This is a genomic window from Dyella mobilis, assembly GCF_016904945.1.
GTDB classification, from domain to species: Bacteria; Pseudomonadota; Gammaproteobacteria; order Xanthomonadales; family Rhodanobacteraceae; genus Dyella_B; species Dyella_B mobilis.
In genome coordinates, this window is the sequence record NZ_JADIKF010000040.1 from 669,837 (window position 1) to 689,287 (window position 19,451).

Genomic DNA, 19,451 nt, shown 5'->3' on the forward strand with positions numbered 1-19,451 from the left:
TCGCCTTCAATTCCATGGCACAGAGAGCGCGCTCGGCAGCGCGGAACTACCTTTCCCGGTCGTCTTGGCCGCACGCAACCACGCGCGCCAGCGCGAAACGCCGACACACCGTGGGCAACGTTGCGAATACCTTCGCCGTGATCGGACACGCCGGTTGGGGAAACCGGTATATCCGCGAAACTCCTACCAGCACCAGAACGGCCGGACCTGCCTGGCACACACCGGACGGTGTGCGGGGACTTCCGCGCGTGAAAGCAAAAACCGTAGCGCAACCGAACACGAATGCCGAGGGGGAATCGTTCGTGGAGCTGCGCACACCTGAGTGTCTAGTTCGCCTACCCGGCGATCCGCACTCAGGTGCCCTGGGGAACGCCCATTATAGCGAGCCGCCAGTCACAAAAGTTAAATTCATGACCTATGACACATGCTTTTTTCGAACAGCGGTTTGAAGCGTTTGCCCCGAAAGCGGGCCTAAGGCACGACATCAAGGCGCCGGCGGCCCTTTGAGCTCCACCATGTTTCCTTGTGGATCAAATAGATAAATCGAAGGCCCCTCGCCTTTGGCACCGTAGCGGCTGCCGATGTCGCCAACGTGCACCCCATGCGCCTTGAGGTACGTCACGATAGTGCCCTCGTCGTAGCCATCCAGGCTGAGGCACAGATGGTCTACGTTATGCCCCTCCGTGCCGGGGCCGGCGCCGCCGTGGCGGCCCAATTTGCCGTCGATGCTGACCAGGTCGATCAGGGACTGGCCGGCGCGCAACTGCACCAGGCCGATCTCATCCTGCCGACGCTCCAGGGTGCAGCCCAGTACGTCGCAATAGAACGCCTGCATGGTGGGCAGGTCATAGACACGCAGCACGATGTGGTCGAGCTGCTCGATGCGAAAAGGCGGTTTGTTCATGGGCGGGGACTCTCGAGCCTTTTGCCGCCAAGGTGGCGGGCCGGCTTTGGGGGCTCAGAGGCTACTCCTCGCACATCGCAATCGGCAGTGCGCAAAGGCCCGTACAGGGTATAATTGGCAGCTTGACGTACATGGTGGGAGAAGCGGTCAAGAACCGCTGCCGAAGGCGCAACGCCCGTAATCGCTCAGGCCCCATACCGCCATTTACCCAAGACTCTGGAGAGACCGGTTGAATCCGGCGCCGAAGGGGCACGAAGCGGATCTTCCCCGCTTCCAAACTCTCAGGCAAAAGGACAGAGGGGCGCCCCGCGTGCGGCCTGCACGCGTTTTTCGGACGCCCTTGCCATGAGCCAGAACCACACTCCCTCGCTGCGCGAACTCGAGCACCATCACGCCTTCATCGAACGCCACATCGGCCCCAACGACGCCGAAATCGCGCAGATGCTGCAAGTGATCGGTCACGGCTCGCTGGAAGCGATGACCGATGCCATTGTGCCGGGCCAGATCAAATCGCAGCAGCCGCTGGCGCTGCCGCGCAGCATGACGGAAGAAGAAGCGCTGGCGAAGATCCGCACTATCGCGCGCAAGAACAAGGTGTTCCGCAATTTCATCGGCCAGGGTTATTCCGGCACGCTCACGCCGAACGTCATCCTGCGCAATATCCTCGAGAACCCGGCCTGGTACACCGCATACACGCCGTACCAGGCGGAAATCTCGCAGGGCCGCATGGAAGCGCTGATCAACTTCCAGACCATGGTGGCCGACCTCACCGGCATGGATATCTCCAACGCCTCGCTGCTGGATGAAGCCACTGCCGCCGGCGAAGCGATGACCCTGGCCAAGCGTTCGGCCAAGTCGAAGTCGAATGTGTTCTTCGTCGCCAACGACGTGCATCCGCAGACGCTCGAAGTGCTGCACACCCGCGCCGACGGCGTGGGCATCGAATTGCACATTGGCGACGCTTCGGAAGTTTCCAGCGTCGACAGCTTCGGCGTGCTGCTGCAGTACCCCAACACCTATGGCCAGATCCACGACTACGCCGCCGTGGCGGAAGCCGTGCACGCGCGCGGCGGCATCGTCGCCGTGGCAACCGACCTGCTTGCGCTGACGTTGATCGCTTCGCCCGGTTCGTGGGGCGCCGACATCGTCATCGGCAACAGCCAGCGCTTTGGGGTGCCGTTCGGTTTCGGCGGCCCACATGCCGCTTACCTCGCCTGCCGCGACGCCTACAAGCGCTCGATGCCGGGCCGCCTGATCGGTGTGTCGGTGGACACGGAAGGCAAGCCGGCCTACCGCCTGACCCTGCAGACGCGCGAGCAGCACATCCGCCGCGAAAAAGCCACTTCGAACATCTGTACCGCGCAGGTGCTGCTGGCGGTGATGGCCAGCATGTACGCCGTGTATCACGGTCCGGAAGGACTGCAGCGCATCGCCCGCCGCACGCATCGCCTCACCGCCATCCTGGCTGCCGCGCTGCGTAACGCAGGCCTGACGGTCGGCGGCGGCTTCTTCGACACGCTGCACATCACCAACGTCGATGCCGACGCCATCCATGCCAAGGCCGTGAGCAAGGGCATCAACCTGCGCCAGATCCACGGCCAGGCCGTCGGCATCAGCCTCGACGAAACCACCACGCGCGCCGACCTCGCCGTGCTGGCCGAGCTGTTCGGCGCGGAGCTGGGCGACATCGACGAAGTCGACGCCAGCACGGCGGACGCCCTGCCCACCGCTCTGCAGCGCAACGCGCCGTTCCTGCAGCATCCAGTGTTCAACACGCACCACAGCGAACACGAACTGCTGCGCTACATGCGCTCGCTGGCCGACAAGGACCTGGCGATGGATCGCACCATGATCCCGCTGGGCAGCTGCACCATGAAGCTCAACGCCACCGCCGAGATGATCCCGGTGACGTGGCCGGAGTTCGGCCAGATCCATCCGCTGGCGCCGGCCGATCAGACCCAGGGCTACAAGCAGCTGATCGACGAGCTGGAAGCCATGCTGGTGGAATGCACCGGCTACGACGCGGTCAGCCTGCAGCCGAACTCCGGTGCGCAGGGTGAATACGCCGGCCTGCTCGCCATCCGCGCATATCACCGTTCGCGTGGCGACGATCAACGCGACATCTGCCTGATTCCCGAATCCGCCCACGGCACCAACCCGGCCTCCGCGCAGATGTGCGGCATGACCGTAGTCGTGACCAAGTGCGACAGCAACGGCAACGTCGACGTCGAAGACATCCGCGCCAAGGCCGAGAAGTATTCCGATCGCCTCGCCGCGCTGATGATCACCTACCCCTCCACCCACGGCGTGTTCGAGGAAGACGTGGTGCGCATCTGCGAGATCGTGCACCAGCACGGCGGCCAGGTGTACACCGACGGCGCCAACATGAATGCGCTGGTCGGTGTGGCCAAGCCGGGCAAGTGGGGCTCGGACGTCTCTCACCTCAACCTGCACAAGACCTTCTGCATTCCGCACGGCGGCGGCGGTCCGGGCGTGGGCCCTTGCGCGGTGAAGTCGCATCTCGCTCCCTTCCTCCCCCGCACGCTGGGCGGTGAAGGCAAGGTCGGCATGGTCAGCGCGGCCAGCTTCGGCAGCGCCAGCATCCTGCCGATCAGCTGGATGTACATCACGCTGATGGGCCAGGAAGGCCTGCGCAAGGCCACCCAGGTGGCATTGCTCAACGCCAACTACATCGCCAAGCGCCTCGCTCCGCACTACGAAACGCTGTACACCGGCCGTAACGGCCTGGTCGCGCACGAATGCATCCTCGACCTGCGTCCGCTCAAGGACAGCACCGGCATCAGCGCCGAAGACGTGGCCAAGCGCCTGATCGACTTCGGCTTCCACGCCCCCACGCTGAGCTTCCCGGTGCCCGGTACCTTGATGGTCGAGCCGACCGAAAGCGAATCGATGCACGAACTGGATCGCTTCATCGACGCGATGATCCAGATCCGCGACGAAATCCGCGCCATCGAAGACGGCCGCCTGGATCGCGAAGACAACCCGCTCAAGAACGCACCGCACACCGCCACCATGGTGACCGGCACCGAGTGGACGCATGCTTATCCGCGCGAACTGGCGGCTTTCCCGCTGCCCAGCCTGAAGCTGCAGAAATACTGGTCGCCGGTAGCTCGCGTGGACAACGTCTACGGCGACAAGAACGTGATGTGCGCGTGCATTCCGGTGGATGCGTACAAGGAAGAAGAAGAGGTGTAAGCGGTAGCGCCATTGCAAAAAAAGACCCCGCTCGAAGCGGGGTCTTTTTTTGTGCACCAAACTGTCATTGGGCCGCTTGACCGGCATGAACCGCTTCGCCTTTCTGGCGAATGACGCGATAAAGAAAAGCCCCGCATGGGCGAGGCTTTTCTTCACGCCATCACCCGTTCTTCTTCACCCATGCATCAATCTGCGGCATGCGGTCTTTGTGCACGCCGATGCGGTACTGCAGGTTCGCAATGACGGTATCGGCATCGTGCCGCGACGTAGCTGCGATGTGGGCCTGCGCGAACGCCTGCAACTTACCGATCATGGCCGGATCCAGCGAGCGGTAGGCCAGGCGCGGATAGAACCTGCTCAGCGAACCGGGATCGAGCAGCTTGTCCACCTGCGCGCGATGCGCCACGGCAAAATCGAATGCCAGTTCGGCATGTTTGTGCGCCACCACGCCAATCATGTCGGCGCTGTTGGTGGCACCCGGCTCCGAAGTCAAGGCCAGGTCCAGTGCACGCTTGGCCAGTGCCTCGTCCTTCGTGCTGGCCAGCATCGCGTAAAGCGCGTCCTTCACCAGCGGCGTTTTTTCCGCCTGGGCTTGCGCATGCAGCTTGTCCCAGGTGGCCGCATCGGCTTGATAGGCCACCACTTCGGTGATGACCTTGCGCAGCGGCCCCGGCACGGCCGACGGATCGGTGGCTTGGGCTGCGTAGCGACGACGCGCTTCATCGATCACGCTCTGGTCGCCGAGACCGGCGAGTGTTCCAATCAGCTCATTGCGGAGAATCGCCACCGGTGCCTGCTCGCCCGGCTTGGTCTCCCAACCCACTTGCTTGAACACGGGCTCCAGTTTGGCAATGGCAAACGCACGGAACGCAGCCTGGCCCGGTTCGCCATCTCGATAGTAACTATCGAGACTGGCCAACACGCCGGCGATGTTTTCCCACAACACCGGACTGGCATCGTTGGGAGCGGCCTTGACCAGGTCCAGCATGGACGACGCCGGTTCCAGGCCGGCCAGCCCGAGGGCCGAGGTGTCATCCAACAAGCCGAGCTGGTCGATCGGTGCAAGCTTGGCGTAATCGCTGCTGAGTGCGGCAAAAGCCTGCGGACTGTATTGCGTGCGGTAGTAGCCGCTCTGTCCCGCATTGACCACGACCGGTCCGCAACCGGGCACGACCAACGACGCTTCGCCGTTCACCAGCGTGCTGACCGCCTTGCCACCCACCGTCTGTGCGATCACCGGCACGTGCCAGTGACGCATCATGCGGTTGGACGCGCCTTTGCTGAATTGACCCTGGGTAAGCTGGAGTGTGGTGTTGCCGTCCTTGCAGGTCTCCGATGCCACGCGAATCAGCGGCACACCGGGTTGCAGCGTGAAATCGTGCGCGACCGTGGTGACCGGCTTGTTGGTGACGGTTTCCATCGCCTTCCACAAATCGTCGGAAACCGTGTTGCCGTAGGCGTGATCCTTGATGTAGCGGCGCACGCCATCGCGCCACGTATCGGGACCCACGTATTGCTCCAGCATGCGGATGACCGACTCGCCCTTCGAATAGGTGATGGCATCGAACGCCTGGCTGGCCTGCTCCACTGTTTCCACGTGCTGGATGATCGGGTGCGACGTGGAAACGGCGTCCAGACCCATGGCCGATTCGCGGATATCCACTGTGTCGAGCTCGGCATGCCATTCCGGATGCAGCTTTTCGGTGGTGCGCGTGGCCATCCACGAAGCAAAGCCTTCGTTGAGCCACAAGTCGTCCCACCAGCGCATGGTCACCAGGTCGCCGAACCACTGGTGCGCCATCTCGTGTGCTTCGTCGCCGAACACCTGTTCCTTGTCGGCCTGGGTGGAGATCGAGGGATCGAGCAGCATGGCGTACTCGAACGTGAAGATGGCGCCCCAGTTTTCCATCGCGCTGAAGAACTGGCTGCTGCCCGGCGAAGCAATGTTGTCCAGTTTGGGCAGCGGATACGGCGTGCCGAAATAATCGTTGTATTCGTGCAGGACCGCTTTGGCCGAATCCAGCGCAAAGCCCGCCTGCGAAGTCAGGCCCTTCTGCGTGATCACGCCGATTTCGGTGCCGTCGGAGCTGGTGGTGACGCGATCGAAATCGCCGGCGCCGAAGAACAGCAGATAGGTGGACATCTTCGGCGACTGCTGGAACTGCACGCGGGTCAGGCCGTTGCCCAGATCGGTCTTCTGCGCCACTGGCATATTGTTCACTGCCATCTGGCCGGTAGGCACCGTGACGGTCAACGTGAAGGTGGCTTTGTAGGCCGGCTCGTCCCAGGACGGGATGAAACGGCGCGCATCGGAGTTCTCGAACTGCGTATAGAGCGCATGCTTCTTGCCGGCCTTGGTGTCGTAGTCGATCACGAACAAGCCGTTGGCTTGCGTGTCGATCTTGCCGGTGTAGTCCATGCTCAGCTCATAACTGCCGACCGGCAGCGGCTTGGCAAAGGTAAACGTGGCCGTTTGTGCATTCGCATCCACCGACACCTTCGGCGTACCGAAGCTTGCCTTGCCCGAAAGCGGACTCAGGCTGACCGACGAGAACGTCAGATCGATCGCGTTGAGCGTGATGCTGGCCGTGGGCTTCAATACATCCAGTGTCACCTTGACCTTGCCGTCGAAGCTGAGCTTGTCGACGTGGGGAGTGACCGAAACATCGTAGTGCGAGGGCCGCACGCTGCGCGGCAACTGCGTAGTGCCGATGACTTCGGCCGGCATCGCCGACTGGGCCAGCACCGGCTGGGTGAAAGCGACTCCAGCCAAGGCTACGGCGATGGCGGAAAACAAAAGACGGCGCATGGCGCTCCCCTATCCAAGACAAGCCTTGGATACTGCTGCCTCACGAGAAGCTTTAGACAGCGCCAGAAGTCATGCTGGCGCGGCAGGGCAATCGAATGGTAGCGCCCGCCGCCGCGGGCTGGGATTTGCTGTCACGGCGACGGCACTTGCTGCAGCGGCCCCACCGATACGTGCCCACCCCAACCTTCGAACACCTCTGCCGCTTTTTTATCAACCACGGTCGCCACTTGCTGCACCGACTGGCACGTCGACGGATCCGTGTTGGGATGATCGATGGTGGACATCCCTTCCATGCAATAGCGATTGCTGCCTTTTTTCATCGCCGCCAGGAATTTCATGCCGTCCGTATAACGCTGCTGGGCGCGCACGGCCGCAGTGGCGTCGGCATAGACAGGACGCATTTTCGCCAGCAGCTCATCGGCGGCACCGCGCTGAGCAGGCGTGGACGCTTTGTAGACTTGCTCGTAAGCGGACTTGAAGCGCGACTCCGGACGCTCCGCAGCCAGGGCCAGCCAAGCCAGCGCCAGTGCCCGATTCTTCGGCTGATGATCGCCATTCAAGGCCATCACCCCCAATACGTATTGCGCGGGCTTGCTGGCCCAACTGGCCGCAGTGGTGAAAAAGCGCAGCGCGTCGCCGTAGTGGCGTTCGCCGTAAGTCATGCCACCCAGACAGTAATAGTAATCGCCAGGGAGGAAACGCTCCTCGCCGATCACGCAGTTGGCCGCAGCAAGTTCGGCGTCGCTGGGCACGTTCTGGCTGCTGGACGATGCAGGTACCGGCACCGATGTCGTATCGGCCTGCGATGCTGCAACCCATGGCAACGCCAGTAACAAAGCGATCGAGGATTTCCAGAGCAGGTGGGACATGCAAACACTCCCTGTCATTTATCAGTAGTCTAAGAAGACGAGTCTCACGATAAACGTGCCAGACGTCGTGCCGATGACGTCACCGGCACCCTTCTTTAATCGCCAAAAAGCATACAACGGGGTTATGCCCGACGATCATTAGGCAGACTCGTTTCGGTTTAGAGCGCCGCCCCGCCGTTCGCGTTGAACGCGCTCAGCGAGGACGGCAATGCGCGCGTGTTCTCGCCAGCCACCTCCACGCAATTCCTGCCTTGGCTTTTCGCGGCATACAGCGCCCGATCCGCTTCCTCCAGCAATACCAAGGGGTCGACGTGCATATCGGTGGTCTGCGTCGCGATACCGATGCTCACGGTAATCCGCCCCTGTGGGCACCGTGGATGCACGATCTGCAGGCGCTCAATGGAGGCCATCAATCTTCGCGCGACTTCAAGAGCCGTTTCGGGGGGCGTATCCGCCAGCACCACGACGAATTCCTCGCCGCCAAAGCGCGCCACCAGGTCACGCGCCCGCAACTGGCTGCTGCTGAGCGCGCATGCCACTTTCACCAGGCAGGCATCGCCAGCAACGTGGCCGAGGCTGTCGTTGTACTGCTTGAAGAAATCGATATCGATCATCAGCAAAGAGCAGAATCCGCCGGTTCGCCGCCCCTCCGCCAACGCCTCGCGCAAACGCGTATCCATTGCCGCGCGATTGGCGATGCCGGTCAACGGATCGCGCCCGACCTGTTGTTCCAGGCGCCACGCGCTCTGATCGACCGCGCGTTGCATATCCACGTGCTGGCTTTGGATCAACGCCATGCGCAACCCATAGAACAGCACCGAGGCGCAGGCGGTGAATACTCCGATGCCAAAGCTGATCCGCGACACGCTGATGCCGAGCAGCACGACCATCATGGTAAGGATGATCGGCGCGAACGAGGCGATGGTTTGCGAGGCCACCAGAGACGGATGGTAGGCCCGCAGCCAGCGCGGCGGCGGCCGCACGATAACCATCACCAGCAACACGTAAGGAATGTCCACCATCGACCCGGCCCACCATGGCAGGCCTTGCAGCTCGATACGGTTGTACGCATAGGCGACCACGGCATTGGTCAGAAGATAGGTGCTTGCAGCGTAATAGAAGAAGCGCCAGCGAAAACTCCGCGCACCGAACATGCGCAGAATTGTCATGGCAGACAACGAGAAATCGACCGCATCCGCGTGGTAGATCACCACATAGACACTGGACGGGTCGGCCGCCAGCGGCCCGCTCATCAAGGTCGTGATGAACCGGTAAAGCAATACGGCGACCACGCAGGAGAGCACCAGATCCAGCATGGCGATGGCCCGCGGCTCGTCCCTGCCGAACGAGCGCGTCACCATGAACATGCAAGGGATCATGTACATGGCGGAAAATACGATCCCGATGGCGGTGAGATAGCCGCCCTTGTCCCCCAGCAGCGTGGTGAGCAGGTTGATAATTGCCCACAGCACCTGCATCAGTGCCGCCAGCGCCAGCAACAGCCATGGCATCCGGATCAGCGGCGGGCTACGGCGATATTGGGCAACCACGCACCACAGGGCCGTACCCTGCACGGCAATCATCGCCAGCTGCGGAGGGACATCCTGCGCGTGCCCGGTCCAGTACGCGAGTACCGGGTGGATGATCAGCAGCAGAACGAGTAGCCACACCACGCGCAAAGCACTGCCTCCCCTGAAAACGGAACGCGGCTCAAAGCGGCCTGTGTGGACCTAATGCGTCACACCAGAGGCCGGCCCCTGCGTCCCGAAAACCCTTCCATGAGCGTCAAACTGCGGCAGATGACCGGCATTCCCAGGCCCCATCCCCGCCCCCTTCACCCCATCGCTCCCCAGCGTCATTTCTACGTGAAGCACGTTACAAGCCTTGTGTCCGGCTTGCCATCCCCGCAACGGCAGAAATATCCGGCTTTCTGCACGGGCACGACCATTGCTTGGGAATTGGGGTTTGGCGGCTGCTTTTGCTCGTGCCCGCATGCCTGGGCGAGAGGCGGCCGCCCCTTCGCAACCCGTTCCTTTTCCCTACTTGGCCACCATGAACCTGATCGACAGCAAGCTGGACCTGGACAACGACACCTATAAAACCCTGCTCGAATCCACCCGGGCGATCCCGTGGAAAATCGATTGGGCAACCATGCAATTCGCCTATATCGGACCGCAGATCGAGGCATTGCTGGGCTGGGAACAATCCAGCTGGCAAACCGTGCAGGACTGGGCTGACCGCATCCACGCCGAAGACCGCGACTGGACGGTCAACTTCTGCGTAGCGCAATCGAAGGCCGGCGCCGACCACGAAGCCGACTATCGCGCACTGAAAAAGAACGGCGACTACACCTGGATCCGCGACGTGGTGCACGTCGTGCGCAAGGAAAATGGCGAGGTCGACTCGCTGATCGGTTTCATGTTCGACATCAGCGAGCGCAAACGCACGGAAGAACAACTTGCCGGCCTGCGCCGCGAATTGGAAGAACTCTCCTTCAAGGACGGCCTGACCGGCGTCGCCAACCGCCGCCGCTTCGATATCGTGATGGAAACCGAGTGGAACAACGCGTGCCGCACCAAGCAACCGGTTTCATTGCTGATGCTCGATATCGATTGCTTCAAGCAGTACAACGATCATTATGGTCATCTGGAAGGCGATCAGTGCTTGAAGCGCGTAGCCAAGCTGTTGACCGTGGCTGCTGCGCGTCCGCGTGATTTCGTCGCGCGATTCGGCGGCGAGGAATTTATCGTACTGATGCCGAATACCAACGAAAGCGACGCCTATAAGATCGCTTCTCGCTGCCGCGAACTGATCGCCGGTGAGCACATTCCGCATGACGGATCGGATGTCAGCAAATACCTCACCGCGAGCATCGGACTGTGCACGATCACTCCGGAGTGCGGCGATGAGGTTCGTGCATTTATCGAAATGGCGGATCGGAAGATGTATCACGCAAAACAGCGCGGCCGGAATACGATCGTCAATGAGTAAAGCCGCATCGCTTCACGTGTGACTCGCGATGAGATGCGTGCCGTGCATTTCAGGCAAAAAAAAGAGGGCCTGCTTGCAGGCCCTCTTTACAACGATCACTAGAAATACCCAACTCAGGCAAACGGATCATCCAGCACGATCGTGTCATCACGATCCGCACCAGTCGCCACGATCGCCAGGCTGCAACCGGAGAGTTCTTCCACCGCGCGCAAGTAGGCACGAGCGGCCGGCGGCAGCTTGTCCCATTCGCGGATACCGGCGGTGGATTCCGACCAGCCCGGGAATTCCAGGTAGACCGGCTTGCACTCGGCCCAGCCGTCGGCGTCGAGCGGAGCGAGTTCGCGGCGCTTGCCGCGGTATTCGTAGGCGATGCAGACCTTGATGGTTTCCAGGCCGTCGAGCACGTCGAGCTTGGTGATGGCCAGGCCGTTGATGCCGTTGATCTGCACGGCGCGCTTCAGCGCGACGAGGTCGATCCAGCCGCAGCGGCGCGGACGGCCGGTGCTGGCGCCGAATTCGTTGCCGACCTTGCGCAGGCGCTCGCCCATGTCGTCGTTGAGTTCGGTGGGAAACGGACCGCCGCCGACGCGCGTGGCGTAGGCCTTGCAGATGCCGAGCACGTAGTCGATGTCGCCCGCGCCCACACCGGTACCGGCCAGCGCACCGCCGGTGGTGGTGTTGCTGGAGGTAACGTACGGATAGGTGCCGTGGTCGATGTCGAGCAGCGCGCCTTGCGCACCTTCAAACAGGATGTTGCCGCCTTCCTTGCGCACGTCGTGCAGGATGGTGGCGACGTCGTCGACCATCGGGCGGATGAATTCGCCGTAGGCGAGTGCGTCGTCGAGCACCTGCTGGTAGTCGACCGGCTCGGCCTTGAGCCATTGGGTGAGGATGAAGTTGTGGTATTCGACGGCGGCCTTGATCTTCTCGGGCAGCTCGTGCGGATACATCAGGTCGGCTACGCGCACACTGCGACGAGCCACCTTGTCTTCGTAGGCAGGGCCGATGCCGCGGCCGGTGGTGCCGATGGCCTTGCCGCCGGCGGCGATTTCGCGCGCCTTATCCACGGCGATGTGGTACGGCATGATCAGCGGCGTGGCCGGGCTGATCTTCAGGCGCGGACGCACGTTGACGCCCTGGGCTTCCAGTTCTTCGATTTCCTGCTTGAGCGCAGCCGGCGACAACACCACGCCGTTGCCGATCAGGCACAGCGCGTCGTCGCGCAGAATGCCCGAGGGAATCAGGTGCAGCACGGTCTTCTTGCCCTTGATGACCAGGGTGTGGCCGGCGTTGTGACCGCCCTGGAAGCGCGCGACGGCGCCTACGCGTTCGGTCAACAGGTCGACGATCTTGCCTTTGCCTTCGTCGCCCCACTGTGCTCCAAGAATTACGACTGACTTACCCATGATGCTTCTCGCTCTAAGACGTTCCGATCGGCGGAACGGGAAAACTATCGCGCGCTATGGTTACCGCGCGGTGAAGGTGTGCGGGCTGATCTTCAGTGCACCCAGTGCAATGTGATCAGGCCGATGCCGATGGCCAGCGCGCCAAAGGCGCGCAAGGTACGCGGATTCAATTTCTGGGCCTCGCGCATCATCGCCTGCCAGCCTTGCGGCGCGGCGAACAGCACGAGGCCTTCGATCACCAGTACCAGGCACAGCGCCGCATAGAAATCGCGTGGCATCGGCGTTTGCTCAGTGCCTGGCCGAAGCCGGTGCCGGGTTGCCGAAGTAACGCAGGAATTCGGAATCGGGCTTCAGGATGATGGTGCCTTTGCCGTCGCCGAAGGCCTTTTTATAGGCATCCAGGCTGCGGTAGAAGGCAAAGAAATCCGGATCCTGGCCGTAGGCCTGCGCATAGATCTGCGCCGCCTGGGCGTCGCCCTCGCCTTTCACCTTGTCCGCTTCGCTTTCTGCATTGGCACGGATGACCTGCGCCTGGCGGTCGGCATCGGCCTTGATCGCTTCGGCCTCCTGCTTGCCGTCGGCACGGATCGCCGCAGCCTGCTGCTGGCGCTCGGTCTGCATGCGCTTGTAGACGGCAGCCTTGATGTCGTCGGGGAACTCGATGCCGGTAATGCGCACGTCCACCACGGAAATGCCCAACGCCTTCTGCGCCTGCGCGTTGGCCTGCTGCACGGTGCCGGAACTGAGTTCGCCGGGATTGCCGGCAACCAGCTGCTGCAGGCTGCGGGTATCCACGATGCCGCGCAACACATTGCTGACGATGGGGCTGAGGCGCTGGCCGGCCTGCAGTTCATCGCCACCGGTGGCGCGGTAGTAATCGGCCGGATTGTCGATGCGCCACTTCACGTAGAAGTCGACATTCACGCTCTGCTTGTCGAGGGTGACGTAACGCTCGGGGCGGCCATCGAAGGAAAGCGTACGGTCGTCCAGTACGAGCACCTGCTGCAGCAAGGGCACCTTTGCATGCAGGCCGGCCTGGCGGTCGGTGCGCAGGATCTGGCCGAACTGCAGCACCAGTGCACTGTGGCCTTCGCCCACGGTGTAGAAACTGTTGAAGCCGAGCAGCAAGGCCAGCACGACGATGATGGCAGCGGTGGTCTTCATGGCTGCTTCTCCTTGTCTGCGTCGTCGCCGCCAGGCTGTGCCACCGCGCCTACGCCTGGCAGGTTGGTGGCAGGCTGGCCTTCGGCGTGTTCGCCGCTGATGTTGATGACACTGCGCCCGTCGGAACCGTCGATCACCTTGTTGCTGGCGCGCAGGATCTCTTCCATCGTTTCCAGCCACAGGCGGCGGCGAGTGACATCCGGCGCGGCCTTGTATTCCTTGAGGATCAGGTTGAAGCGCTCGGCATCGCCTTGCGCGCGCGCGACGCGCTCGGATTTATAGGCATCCGCTTCGGCCGCCAGGCGTTTGGCATCGCCGTTGGCCAGCGGCACCTCCTGGCTGGTGCCGGCATGAGCCTGGTCGATCAGGCCCTGGCGATCCTGGCGCGCGGCGTTGACGTCGTCGAAAGCTTCCTTCACTTCCTGCGGCGGGCTGACGGACTGGAAGTTCACGTCGGTCACGCGCAGGCCGCAGTCGTAGCCATCCAGCACGTGCTGCAACTGGTCGCGCACTTGCTGCTGCAGCGTGGCCAGCGCCGGCGCGGACGCATTGGCATCGCCTTGGCCGGTAAGGACGCCATCCATCGGCTGCGCCCCGATCACGGCGCTCACGGCAGCCTGCGCGGCTTCGTTGAGCGTGCCGTCCGGGTCGCGGACGTTGAATACGTATTTCTGCGGGTCGGTAACTTGATACTGCACGCTGAAATCCACGGCGACGATATCTTCGTCGCGGGTCAGCATGCGGACCTGGTCCGACATCGCGCGTATGCGCGAAGTGGCCACCGGCTGTACGGTTTCCACCGGCAATGGAAGCTTGAAGTGGAAGCCGGGCCCGATCGTGCGTGCGTAGGCGCCAAAGCGCTGCACCACGCCCACCTGACCCGAGCCGATCATCGTATAGCTGGTCATCAGCAACCAGGCCAACACAAAGATCCCAAGGATGGTGAACAGGCCACCCGGCCCGCCGAGCTTGCCCAGACGCTTGGCCACATCCTTGAGCGTGGCCTCGATGCCCGGCTTACCGCCGGCACCGCGCTTGTTTTTGTTCCATGGGTCGCGATCGCGTTGCCCGTTGCCGGGTTCGTTCCAGGCCATGGTCAGTCTCCTTGGGGCCGCTGGGAGGCCGGCAATAACGGCCGGAAAACGCTCTGTGCAGGATGGGACATGGTGTTGAGTAATGGGACGCGCAAGTGCCAGGAAGGCATCGTGCACAAACGGTCGCATTCTAGCAGAGACGGTAGCCAGGGTAGCCCTCTCTCCTTCGGGGAGAGGGCTGGGCGAGGGGCAATCTTGCGAACCCGAAAGTTCAGGGCGAGCCTTGATGCGCCTTCTCGCCAGATTCGTCCCTCGCCTGGGCGCACCCCCAAAGCGGAGAGGAAGAAAAACCGGCTATACGATTTCGTCCGGCGTGCCCAACAGGCCGCGCAGCAGCTCGATCTCGCCGCCCTGCCCGCCGGCCAGCGGCGCCAGCACGCTGCGCGGCGCATCGATGCGCAGGCGCCAGCCTTCCTCATCGACGGCTTCCTCGGCAATCGCCCCGGCGGCACGCAACCGGGCATGCAGGCGGCCGGCCGACAACGGCAGCCGCAGTTCCGATTGCACGCGGTCGCCGCCCAGCACCTCGCCCAGGGCCTGGCGCAATAGATCCAGGCCGGCGCCGGTGTGGGCGGACAGCCAGACCTGCTGTGGCACGCCCTCGCCGTTACGCACGATGCGCGGTTCGGTACCGGTCAAGTCGATCTTGTTCATGACGTGCAGCTGGGGCACGTCGCCAGCGTCGATTTCTTCCAACACCTGATCGACCACCTCGTGCAGGCGCTCGCGTTCTTCATCGGCCGCATCGCTGACGTGCAGCAGCAGATCCGCATCGCGCGCCTCGGCCAGGGTGCCGCGGAACGCCGCGACCAGGTCGTGCGGCAACTCGCGGATGAATCCGACGGTGTCGGCGAGAACAGCAGGGCCGCAGCTCAGGTCGTCCAGCTTGCGCACGGTGGGGTCCAGCGTGGCAAACAACTGGTCGGCCGCGTAGACCTCGCCTTGCGTAAGGGTGTTGAACAGGGTGGATTTTCCGGCATTGGTATACCCCACCAGTGCCACGCGCGGCACCGTGTTGCGCAAACGCGCGCGACGCTGCTGGGTGCGTTGGGTCTGCACCTTTTCCAACCGCTTGCTGAGCATCTTCACGCGCTCGGCGAGCAGGCGTCGGTCGGTTTCCAACTGGGTTTCGCCGGGGCCGCGGTTGCCGATGGCACCGCCGCGCTGGGCGTCCAAGTGCGTCCATCCACGGACCAGGCGGGTAGCCAGGTGCTTGAGCTGGGCCAGTTCCACTTCCATCTTGCCTTCGTGCGAGCGCGCACGCTGGGCAAAGATGTCCAGGATCAGCCCGGCGCGGTCCACGACACGGGTACTGAGCGCCTTTTCCAGGTTGCGCTCCTGCACCGGCGTAAGCAGGTGATCGACCAGCACCAGATCGGCGCCCAGGGCGCGGACCGCCTCGGCTACCTCTTCGGTCTTGCCGGTGCCGATGTAGTAGCGGGGATTGGGCACATCGATGCGAGCAGGGATGGTGACCAGCACTTCGGCACCAGCCGATTTCACCAGCTCGACGAATTCTTCCGCCCGCTCGGCCGCGTCGCTCCCGCCGCGCGAATGCGGCAGGACCAACACGGCTCGTTCGCCTTTCTTTTGTCTATCAAACAGGGTGAATCAACCTTCGTTTTCGGCAGACGCGTGCTCGAGATGGTTTTCGTGGCCTTCGTGACCGTCATGGCCATTGCCGACACGCACGTTGCGGCTGGGCACCACGGTGGAGATGGCGTGTTTGTAGACCATCTGGCTCACCTGATTGCGCAGCAGCACCACGAACTGATCGAAGGATTCGATCGTGCCCTGCAGCTTAATGCCATTGACCAGATAGATGGCGACCGGTACGCGCTCACGGCGCAATGCATTCAGAAACGGATCTTGCAAGGATTGCCCTTTTGACATTTTTGTTCTCCCCCTCGTCCAACGGATGGGCCGAAAAAGAATGGTGCCAATGGCACCCCGGCCCTAGGTGTTCGAATGTTAACCGCTTTTAAATCGTGGTTGAAAGAGTTTTGTAAGTTATGACAAAGAGATAACAAAACTGCGTCACAGGCTTCACGAGCGTGGCGCAGGCCGCCCCAGGAACAGGTCCAGGGCATCGGTGGACCGGTCCAGCAAGCCGGGCAATTCGGGGTCGAACACGCGGGCATCCAGCTCGCTGCGCAGCCAGGTGATTTGTCGCTTGGCCAGCTGTCGGGTGGCGAAAACGCCCTTGTCACGCAGATCGGACGCATCATAGAGACCGTCCAGGTGCTCCCAGGCCTGCCGGTACCCCACTGCCCGGATCGCCGGAAGATCCTGGCGCAAGTCCCCCCGCTCGCGCAGGCCACGTACCTCATCGAGCAGGCCATCCCGCAACATGGCTTCGAAGCGCCCGGCGATACGGGCATGCAAAGGCCCTCGATCCACTGGCAACAGGGCCAGCTTGAGTACGCGCCAAGGGAAGGATTGTCCGCGCCCACCTCGTTGCTGGGTGCTGAGTGCCTGTCCGGTCAGTGCAATCACCTCCAGCGCGCGCTGGATGCGTTGCGCGTCATTGGGCTTGATGCGTGCGGCGGCGGCTGGATCGCGTTCTGCCAGGCGCCGATGCATGGCGTCCCAACCCATGACTGCCGCTTCCGCGCCCAGTTGTGCGCGAATCTCCGCATCGGCCTCGGGCAGACTCGACAAGCCGCGCTGCAAAGCCCGGAAGTACAGGCCGGTACCTCCCACCAGCAGCGGCACTTTGCCGGCGGCGCGCACGCGCTCCATGGCAGCTTGCGCGTCGACACTGAAATCGGCGGCCGAATACGGTTGCGACGGGTCGCGGATATCGATCAGCTCGTGCGGATAACGCGCCAGCGTGGCGGCATCGGGCTTGGCCGTGCCGATATCCAGCCCCCGGTAAACCAGTGCGGAGTCGACGCTGACCAGCCCGAGCGGAAAACGCTCGCTCAAGGCGCAGGCAAGCGCGGTCTTGCCCGACGCAGTCGGGCCCATCAGGAATATCGCGGGCGGACGACGATCGACTGGCATCGACGCATTGTATTCGGTACGGCTCCCGGCTTCCTGCCCGGCAGCGACACGTGCACTGCAGGGCTCGCCGTGCGTTGATCGGAAAACCGCCCCACCCCAAACGAAGCACGTCATGCCTCCAAGAAAACGTCCCCGTTCGCCAGCCGTGCTGGTGGCTGCCAGCCTGCTGCTCGTCGGTTGTGCCTTCGCGCAGGATAAACCGACCGACGTCAGCGGCATCTGGCAGCTCAACGACAAGGCCAGCGACAGCGCGACCGATATCGCGCAGCGCCTGCGCGCGGAAAAACGCCGCGAAGAAGCACCGTCATCCAACCCTGCTGCCGCCAGCTCCAGCGGAACGCCGGCCGCACCCAGCCATGCCTTCGGTGGACGCGGCGGCGGCCACGGCATGGGCGGCGGACGGCACGGAAGCGGCAGCCAAGACAGCCAGGATTCGAGCAGCAGCAAGGGCACGCCAAAGAAAAGCCCCTCGCCGCCTCTGTTGGCCGACGACGGCATGCTCAACGTGCAGCAGACCAGCCAGGGCATGCGGGTGGACTACAACAACACCGATCGCCTCGACACCAAATTCGACGGCATCGCCCGCCAATCGCTCAATGGCAGTGCGCAGGTACGGACTCAGCAAACGCCAAGCGGCATACAGGTGTCGATGCAGTTCGACGATGGCACCCGCCTCGACCAGGCCTGGGTGCGCTCGGCCGATGGACACCATCTGACGGTGACGGAAACCTGGACCGGCACCGAGGTGCAGGCGCCGATCGTGTTCAAGCGCAGCTATGACCGGCTGGATCTTTGAATTGCCCGCAGCCCACAACCTTCGGCAAGCACGCTGCATCGCACCAAGGTCAATACGCGGCATACCGATATAATTGTCGGCCTGTTTCCCCTCCCGCCCCGCTTTTTGGATGTGCCCCATGCCGCAAACGATGAAAGCCCTGGTCAAGCGCCACGCCGAGAAAGGCATCTGGATGGAAGAGGTGCCGGTGCCGGAAGTCGGCCCGAACGAGGTGCTGATCAAGCTCGAAAAGACCGCCATCTGCGGCACTGACCTGCACATCTACAAATGGGACGAGTGGTCCCAGCGCACCATCAAGCCCGGCCTCACCATCGGCCACGAATTCGTCGGTCGCGTCGTGGAAATCGGCCCTGGTGTCACCGGCTACAAGATCGGCGACCGCGTCTCCGCCGAAGGTCACATCGTCTGCGGCCACTGCCGCAACTGCCGTGCCGGCCGCCAGCACCTGTGCCCGAACACCATCGGCATCGGCGTGAACCGCAACGGCGCCTTCGCCGAATACATGACCATGCCGGCCTCCAACCTGTGGCCGATTCCCGATCAGATCCCCTCCGAACTGGCCGCCTTCTTCGATCCCTATGGCAATGCCGCGCACTGCGCGCTGGAATTCGACATGGTCGGCGAGGATGTGCTGATTACCGGCGCAGGCCCGATCGGCATCATCGCGGCCGGTATCGCCAAGCACGTCGGCGCACGTAACGTGGTGGTGACCGACGTCAACGATTTTCGTCTCAAGCTCGCCGCCGACATGGGCGCCACGCGCGTAGTGAACGTGGCCAACCAGTCGCTGAAGGACGTGATGAAAGACCTGCACATGGAAGGCTTCGACGTGGGCCTGGAAATGAGCGGCAATCCGCGCGCCTTCAACGACATGCTCGACTGCATGTATCACGGCGGCAAGATCGCGCTGCTGGGCATTCTGCCCAAGGGCGCCGGCATCGACTGGGATCGCGTGATCTTCAAGGGCCTTACCCTGCAAGGCATCTACGGACGCCGCATGTACGAGACCTGGTACAAGATGACCCAGATGGTGCTGACCGGCTTCCCGCTGCAGAAGGTGTTGACCCATCAGATCCACATCGACGACTTCCAGAAGGGCTTCGATCTGATGGATGCAGGCGTGTGCGGCAAGGTGGTCTGTTCCTGGCATTGAAGCCGGTTTCCCGCAACCCTTCGTTCCGCTGAATCGCGCAGCA

15 protein-coding genes and 1 riboswitch are annotated in these 19,451 nt (G+C 62.8%); of the genes, 4 read left to right on the forward strand and 11 right to left on the reverse strand.

The window, feature by feature from the left end; translation table 11 throughout:
* Window positions 1–484 precede the first annotated feature (484 nt).
* Entirely contained in the window at window positions 485–904 is a 420-nt protein-coding gene (locus ISS99_RS19305) for a VOC family protein (RefSeq protein WP_204633236.1), read from the reverse strand.
* A gap of 206 nt (window positions 905–1,110) precedes the next feature.
* Window positions 1,111–1,211: riboswitch (glycine riboswitch) on the forward strand.
* A gap of 38 nt (window positions 1,212–1,249) precedes the next feature.
* Here ISS99_RS19305 and gcvP point away from each other — a divergent pair.
* Window positions 1,250–4,120, forward strand: coding sequence for an aminomethyl-transferring glycine dehydrogenase (gene gcvP, locus ISS99_RS19310; RefSeq protein ID WP_204633237.1), 2,871 nt, complete (start codon window positions 1,250–1,252; stop codon window positions 4,118–4,120).
* 160 nt (window positions 4,121–4,280) lie between these two features.
* Here the strand turns inward: gcvP and ISS99_RS19315 are convergent, their stop codons facing one another.
* From ISS99_RS19315 to ISS99_RS23695, 3 genes are all read right to left on the reverse strand, one after another.
* Window positions 4,281–6,929, reverse strand: a complete 2,649-nt coding sequence (locus ISS99_RS19315) for a M1 family metallopeptidase (RefSeq protein ID WP_204633238.1) — start codon at window positions 6,927–6,929, stop codon at window positions 4,281–4,283.
* 131 nt (window positions 6,930–7,060) lie between these two features.
* Window positions 7,061–7,798, reverse strand: coding sequence for a hypothetical protein (locus ISS99_RS19320; RefSeq protein WP_204633239.1), 738 nt, complete (start codon window positions 7,796–7,798; stop codon window positions 7,061–7,063).
* A gap of 158 nt (window positions 7,799–7,956) precedes the next feature.
* The gene (locus ISS99_RS23695; RefSeq protein ID WP_204633240.1) at window positions 7,957–9,471 is read right to left on the reverse strand and encodes a GGDEF domain-containing protein; all 1,515 of its coding nucleotides are present in this window, start codon (window positions 9,469–9,471) and stop codon (window positions 7,957–7,959) included.
* 379 nt (window positions 9,472–9,850) lie between these two features.
* Here ISS99_RS23695 and ISS99_RS19330 point away from each other — a divergent pair, with 379 nt between their 5' ends.
* Entirely contained in the window at window positions 9,851–10,789 is a 939-nt protein-coding gene (locus ISS99_RS19330; protein WP_204633241.1) for a GGDEF domain-containing protein, read from the forward strand.
* Between the two features lie 113 nt (window positions 10,790–10,902).
* On the opposite strand, the gene ISS99_RS19335 is transcribed toward ISS99_RS19330, so the two are convergent.
* From ISS99_RS19335 to miaA, 7 genes are all read right to left on the reverse strand, one after another.
* On the reverse strand, window positions 10,903–12,195 hold the full coding sequence (locus ISS99_RS19335) for an adenylosuccinate synthase (RefSeq protein ID WP_204633242.1): 1,293 nt from the start codon (window positions 12,193–12,195) through the stop codon (window positions 10,903–10,905).
* A gap of 92 nt (window positions 12,196–12,287) precedes the next feature.
* Window positions 12,288–12,473, reverse strand: coding sequence for a DUF2065 domain-containing protein (locus tag ISS99_RS19340; RefSeq protein WP_204633243.1), 186 nt, complete (start codon window positions 12,471–12,473; stop codon window positions 12,288–12,290).
* A 10-nt stretch (window positions 12,474–12,483) separates the two neighbouring features.
* On the reverse strand, window positions 12,484–13,359 hold the full coding sequence (gene hflC, locus ISS99_RS19345) for a protease modulator HflC (RefSeq protein ID WP_204633244.1): 876 nt from the start codon (window positions 13,357–13,359) through the stop codon (window positions 12,484–12,486).
* A complete protein-coding gene (gene hflK / locus ISS99_RS19350; RefSeq protein WP_204633245.1) occupies window positions 13,356–14,453 on the reverse strand; it encodes an FtsH protease activity modulator HflK in 1,098 nt (365 codons plus the stop codon). The genes hflC and hflK overlap by 4 nt, the downstream gene beginning before the upstream one ends.
* Before the next feature lie 294 nt (window positions 14,454–14,747).
* Window positions 14,748–16,058, reverse strand: a complete 1,311-nt coding sequence (hflX, locus tag ISS99_RS19355) for a ribosome rescue GTPase HflX (protein WP_204633980.1) — start codon at window positions 16,056–16,058, stop codon at window positions 14,748–14,750.
* A gap of 6 nt (window positions 16,059–16,064) precedes the next feature.
* Window positions 16,065–16,346 carry an RNA chaperone Hfq gene (gene hfq, locus ISS99_RS19360; RefSeq protein WP_204633246.1) on the reverse strand — a complete coding sequence of 94 codons (282 nt, stop codon included), beginning with the start codon at window positions 16,344–16,346 and terminating at the stop codon, window positions 16,065–16,067.
* A gap of 153 nt (window positions 16,347–16,499) precedes the next feature.
* Window positions 16,500–17,459, reverse strand: coding sequence for a tRNA (adenosine(37)-N6)-dimethylallyltransferase MiaA (gene miaA / locus ISS99_RS19365; RefSeq protein ID WP_204633247.1), 960 nt, complete (start codon window positions 17,457–17,459; stop codon window positions 16,500–16,502).
* Between the two features lie 112 nt (window positions 17,460–17,571).
* Here miaA and ISS99_RS19370 point away from each other — a divergent pair, with 112 nt between their 5' ends.
* The gene (locus tag ISS99_RS19370) at window positions 17,572–18,255 is read left to right on the forward strand and encodes a hypothetical protein (protein WP_204633248.1); all 684 of its coding nucleotides are present in this window, start codon (window positions 17,572–17,574) and stop codon (window positions 18,253–18,255) included.
* A 118-nt stretch (window positions 18,256–18,373) separates the two neighbouring features.
* Window positions 18,374–19,408, forward strand: a complete 1,035-nt coding sequence (gene tdh / locus ISS99_RS19375; RefSeq protein WP_204633249.1) for an L-threonine 3-dehydrogenase — start codon at window positions 18,374–18,376, stop codon at window positions 19,406–19,408.
* The last annotated feature ends 43 nt before the right edge of the window (window positions 19,409–19,451 follow it).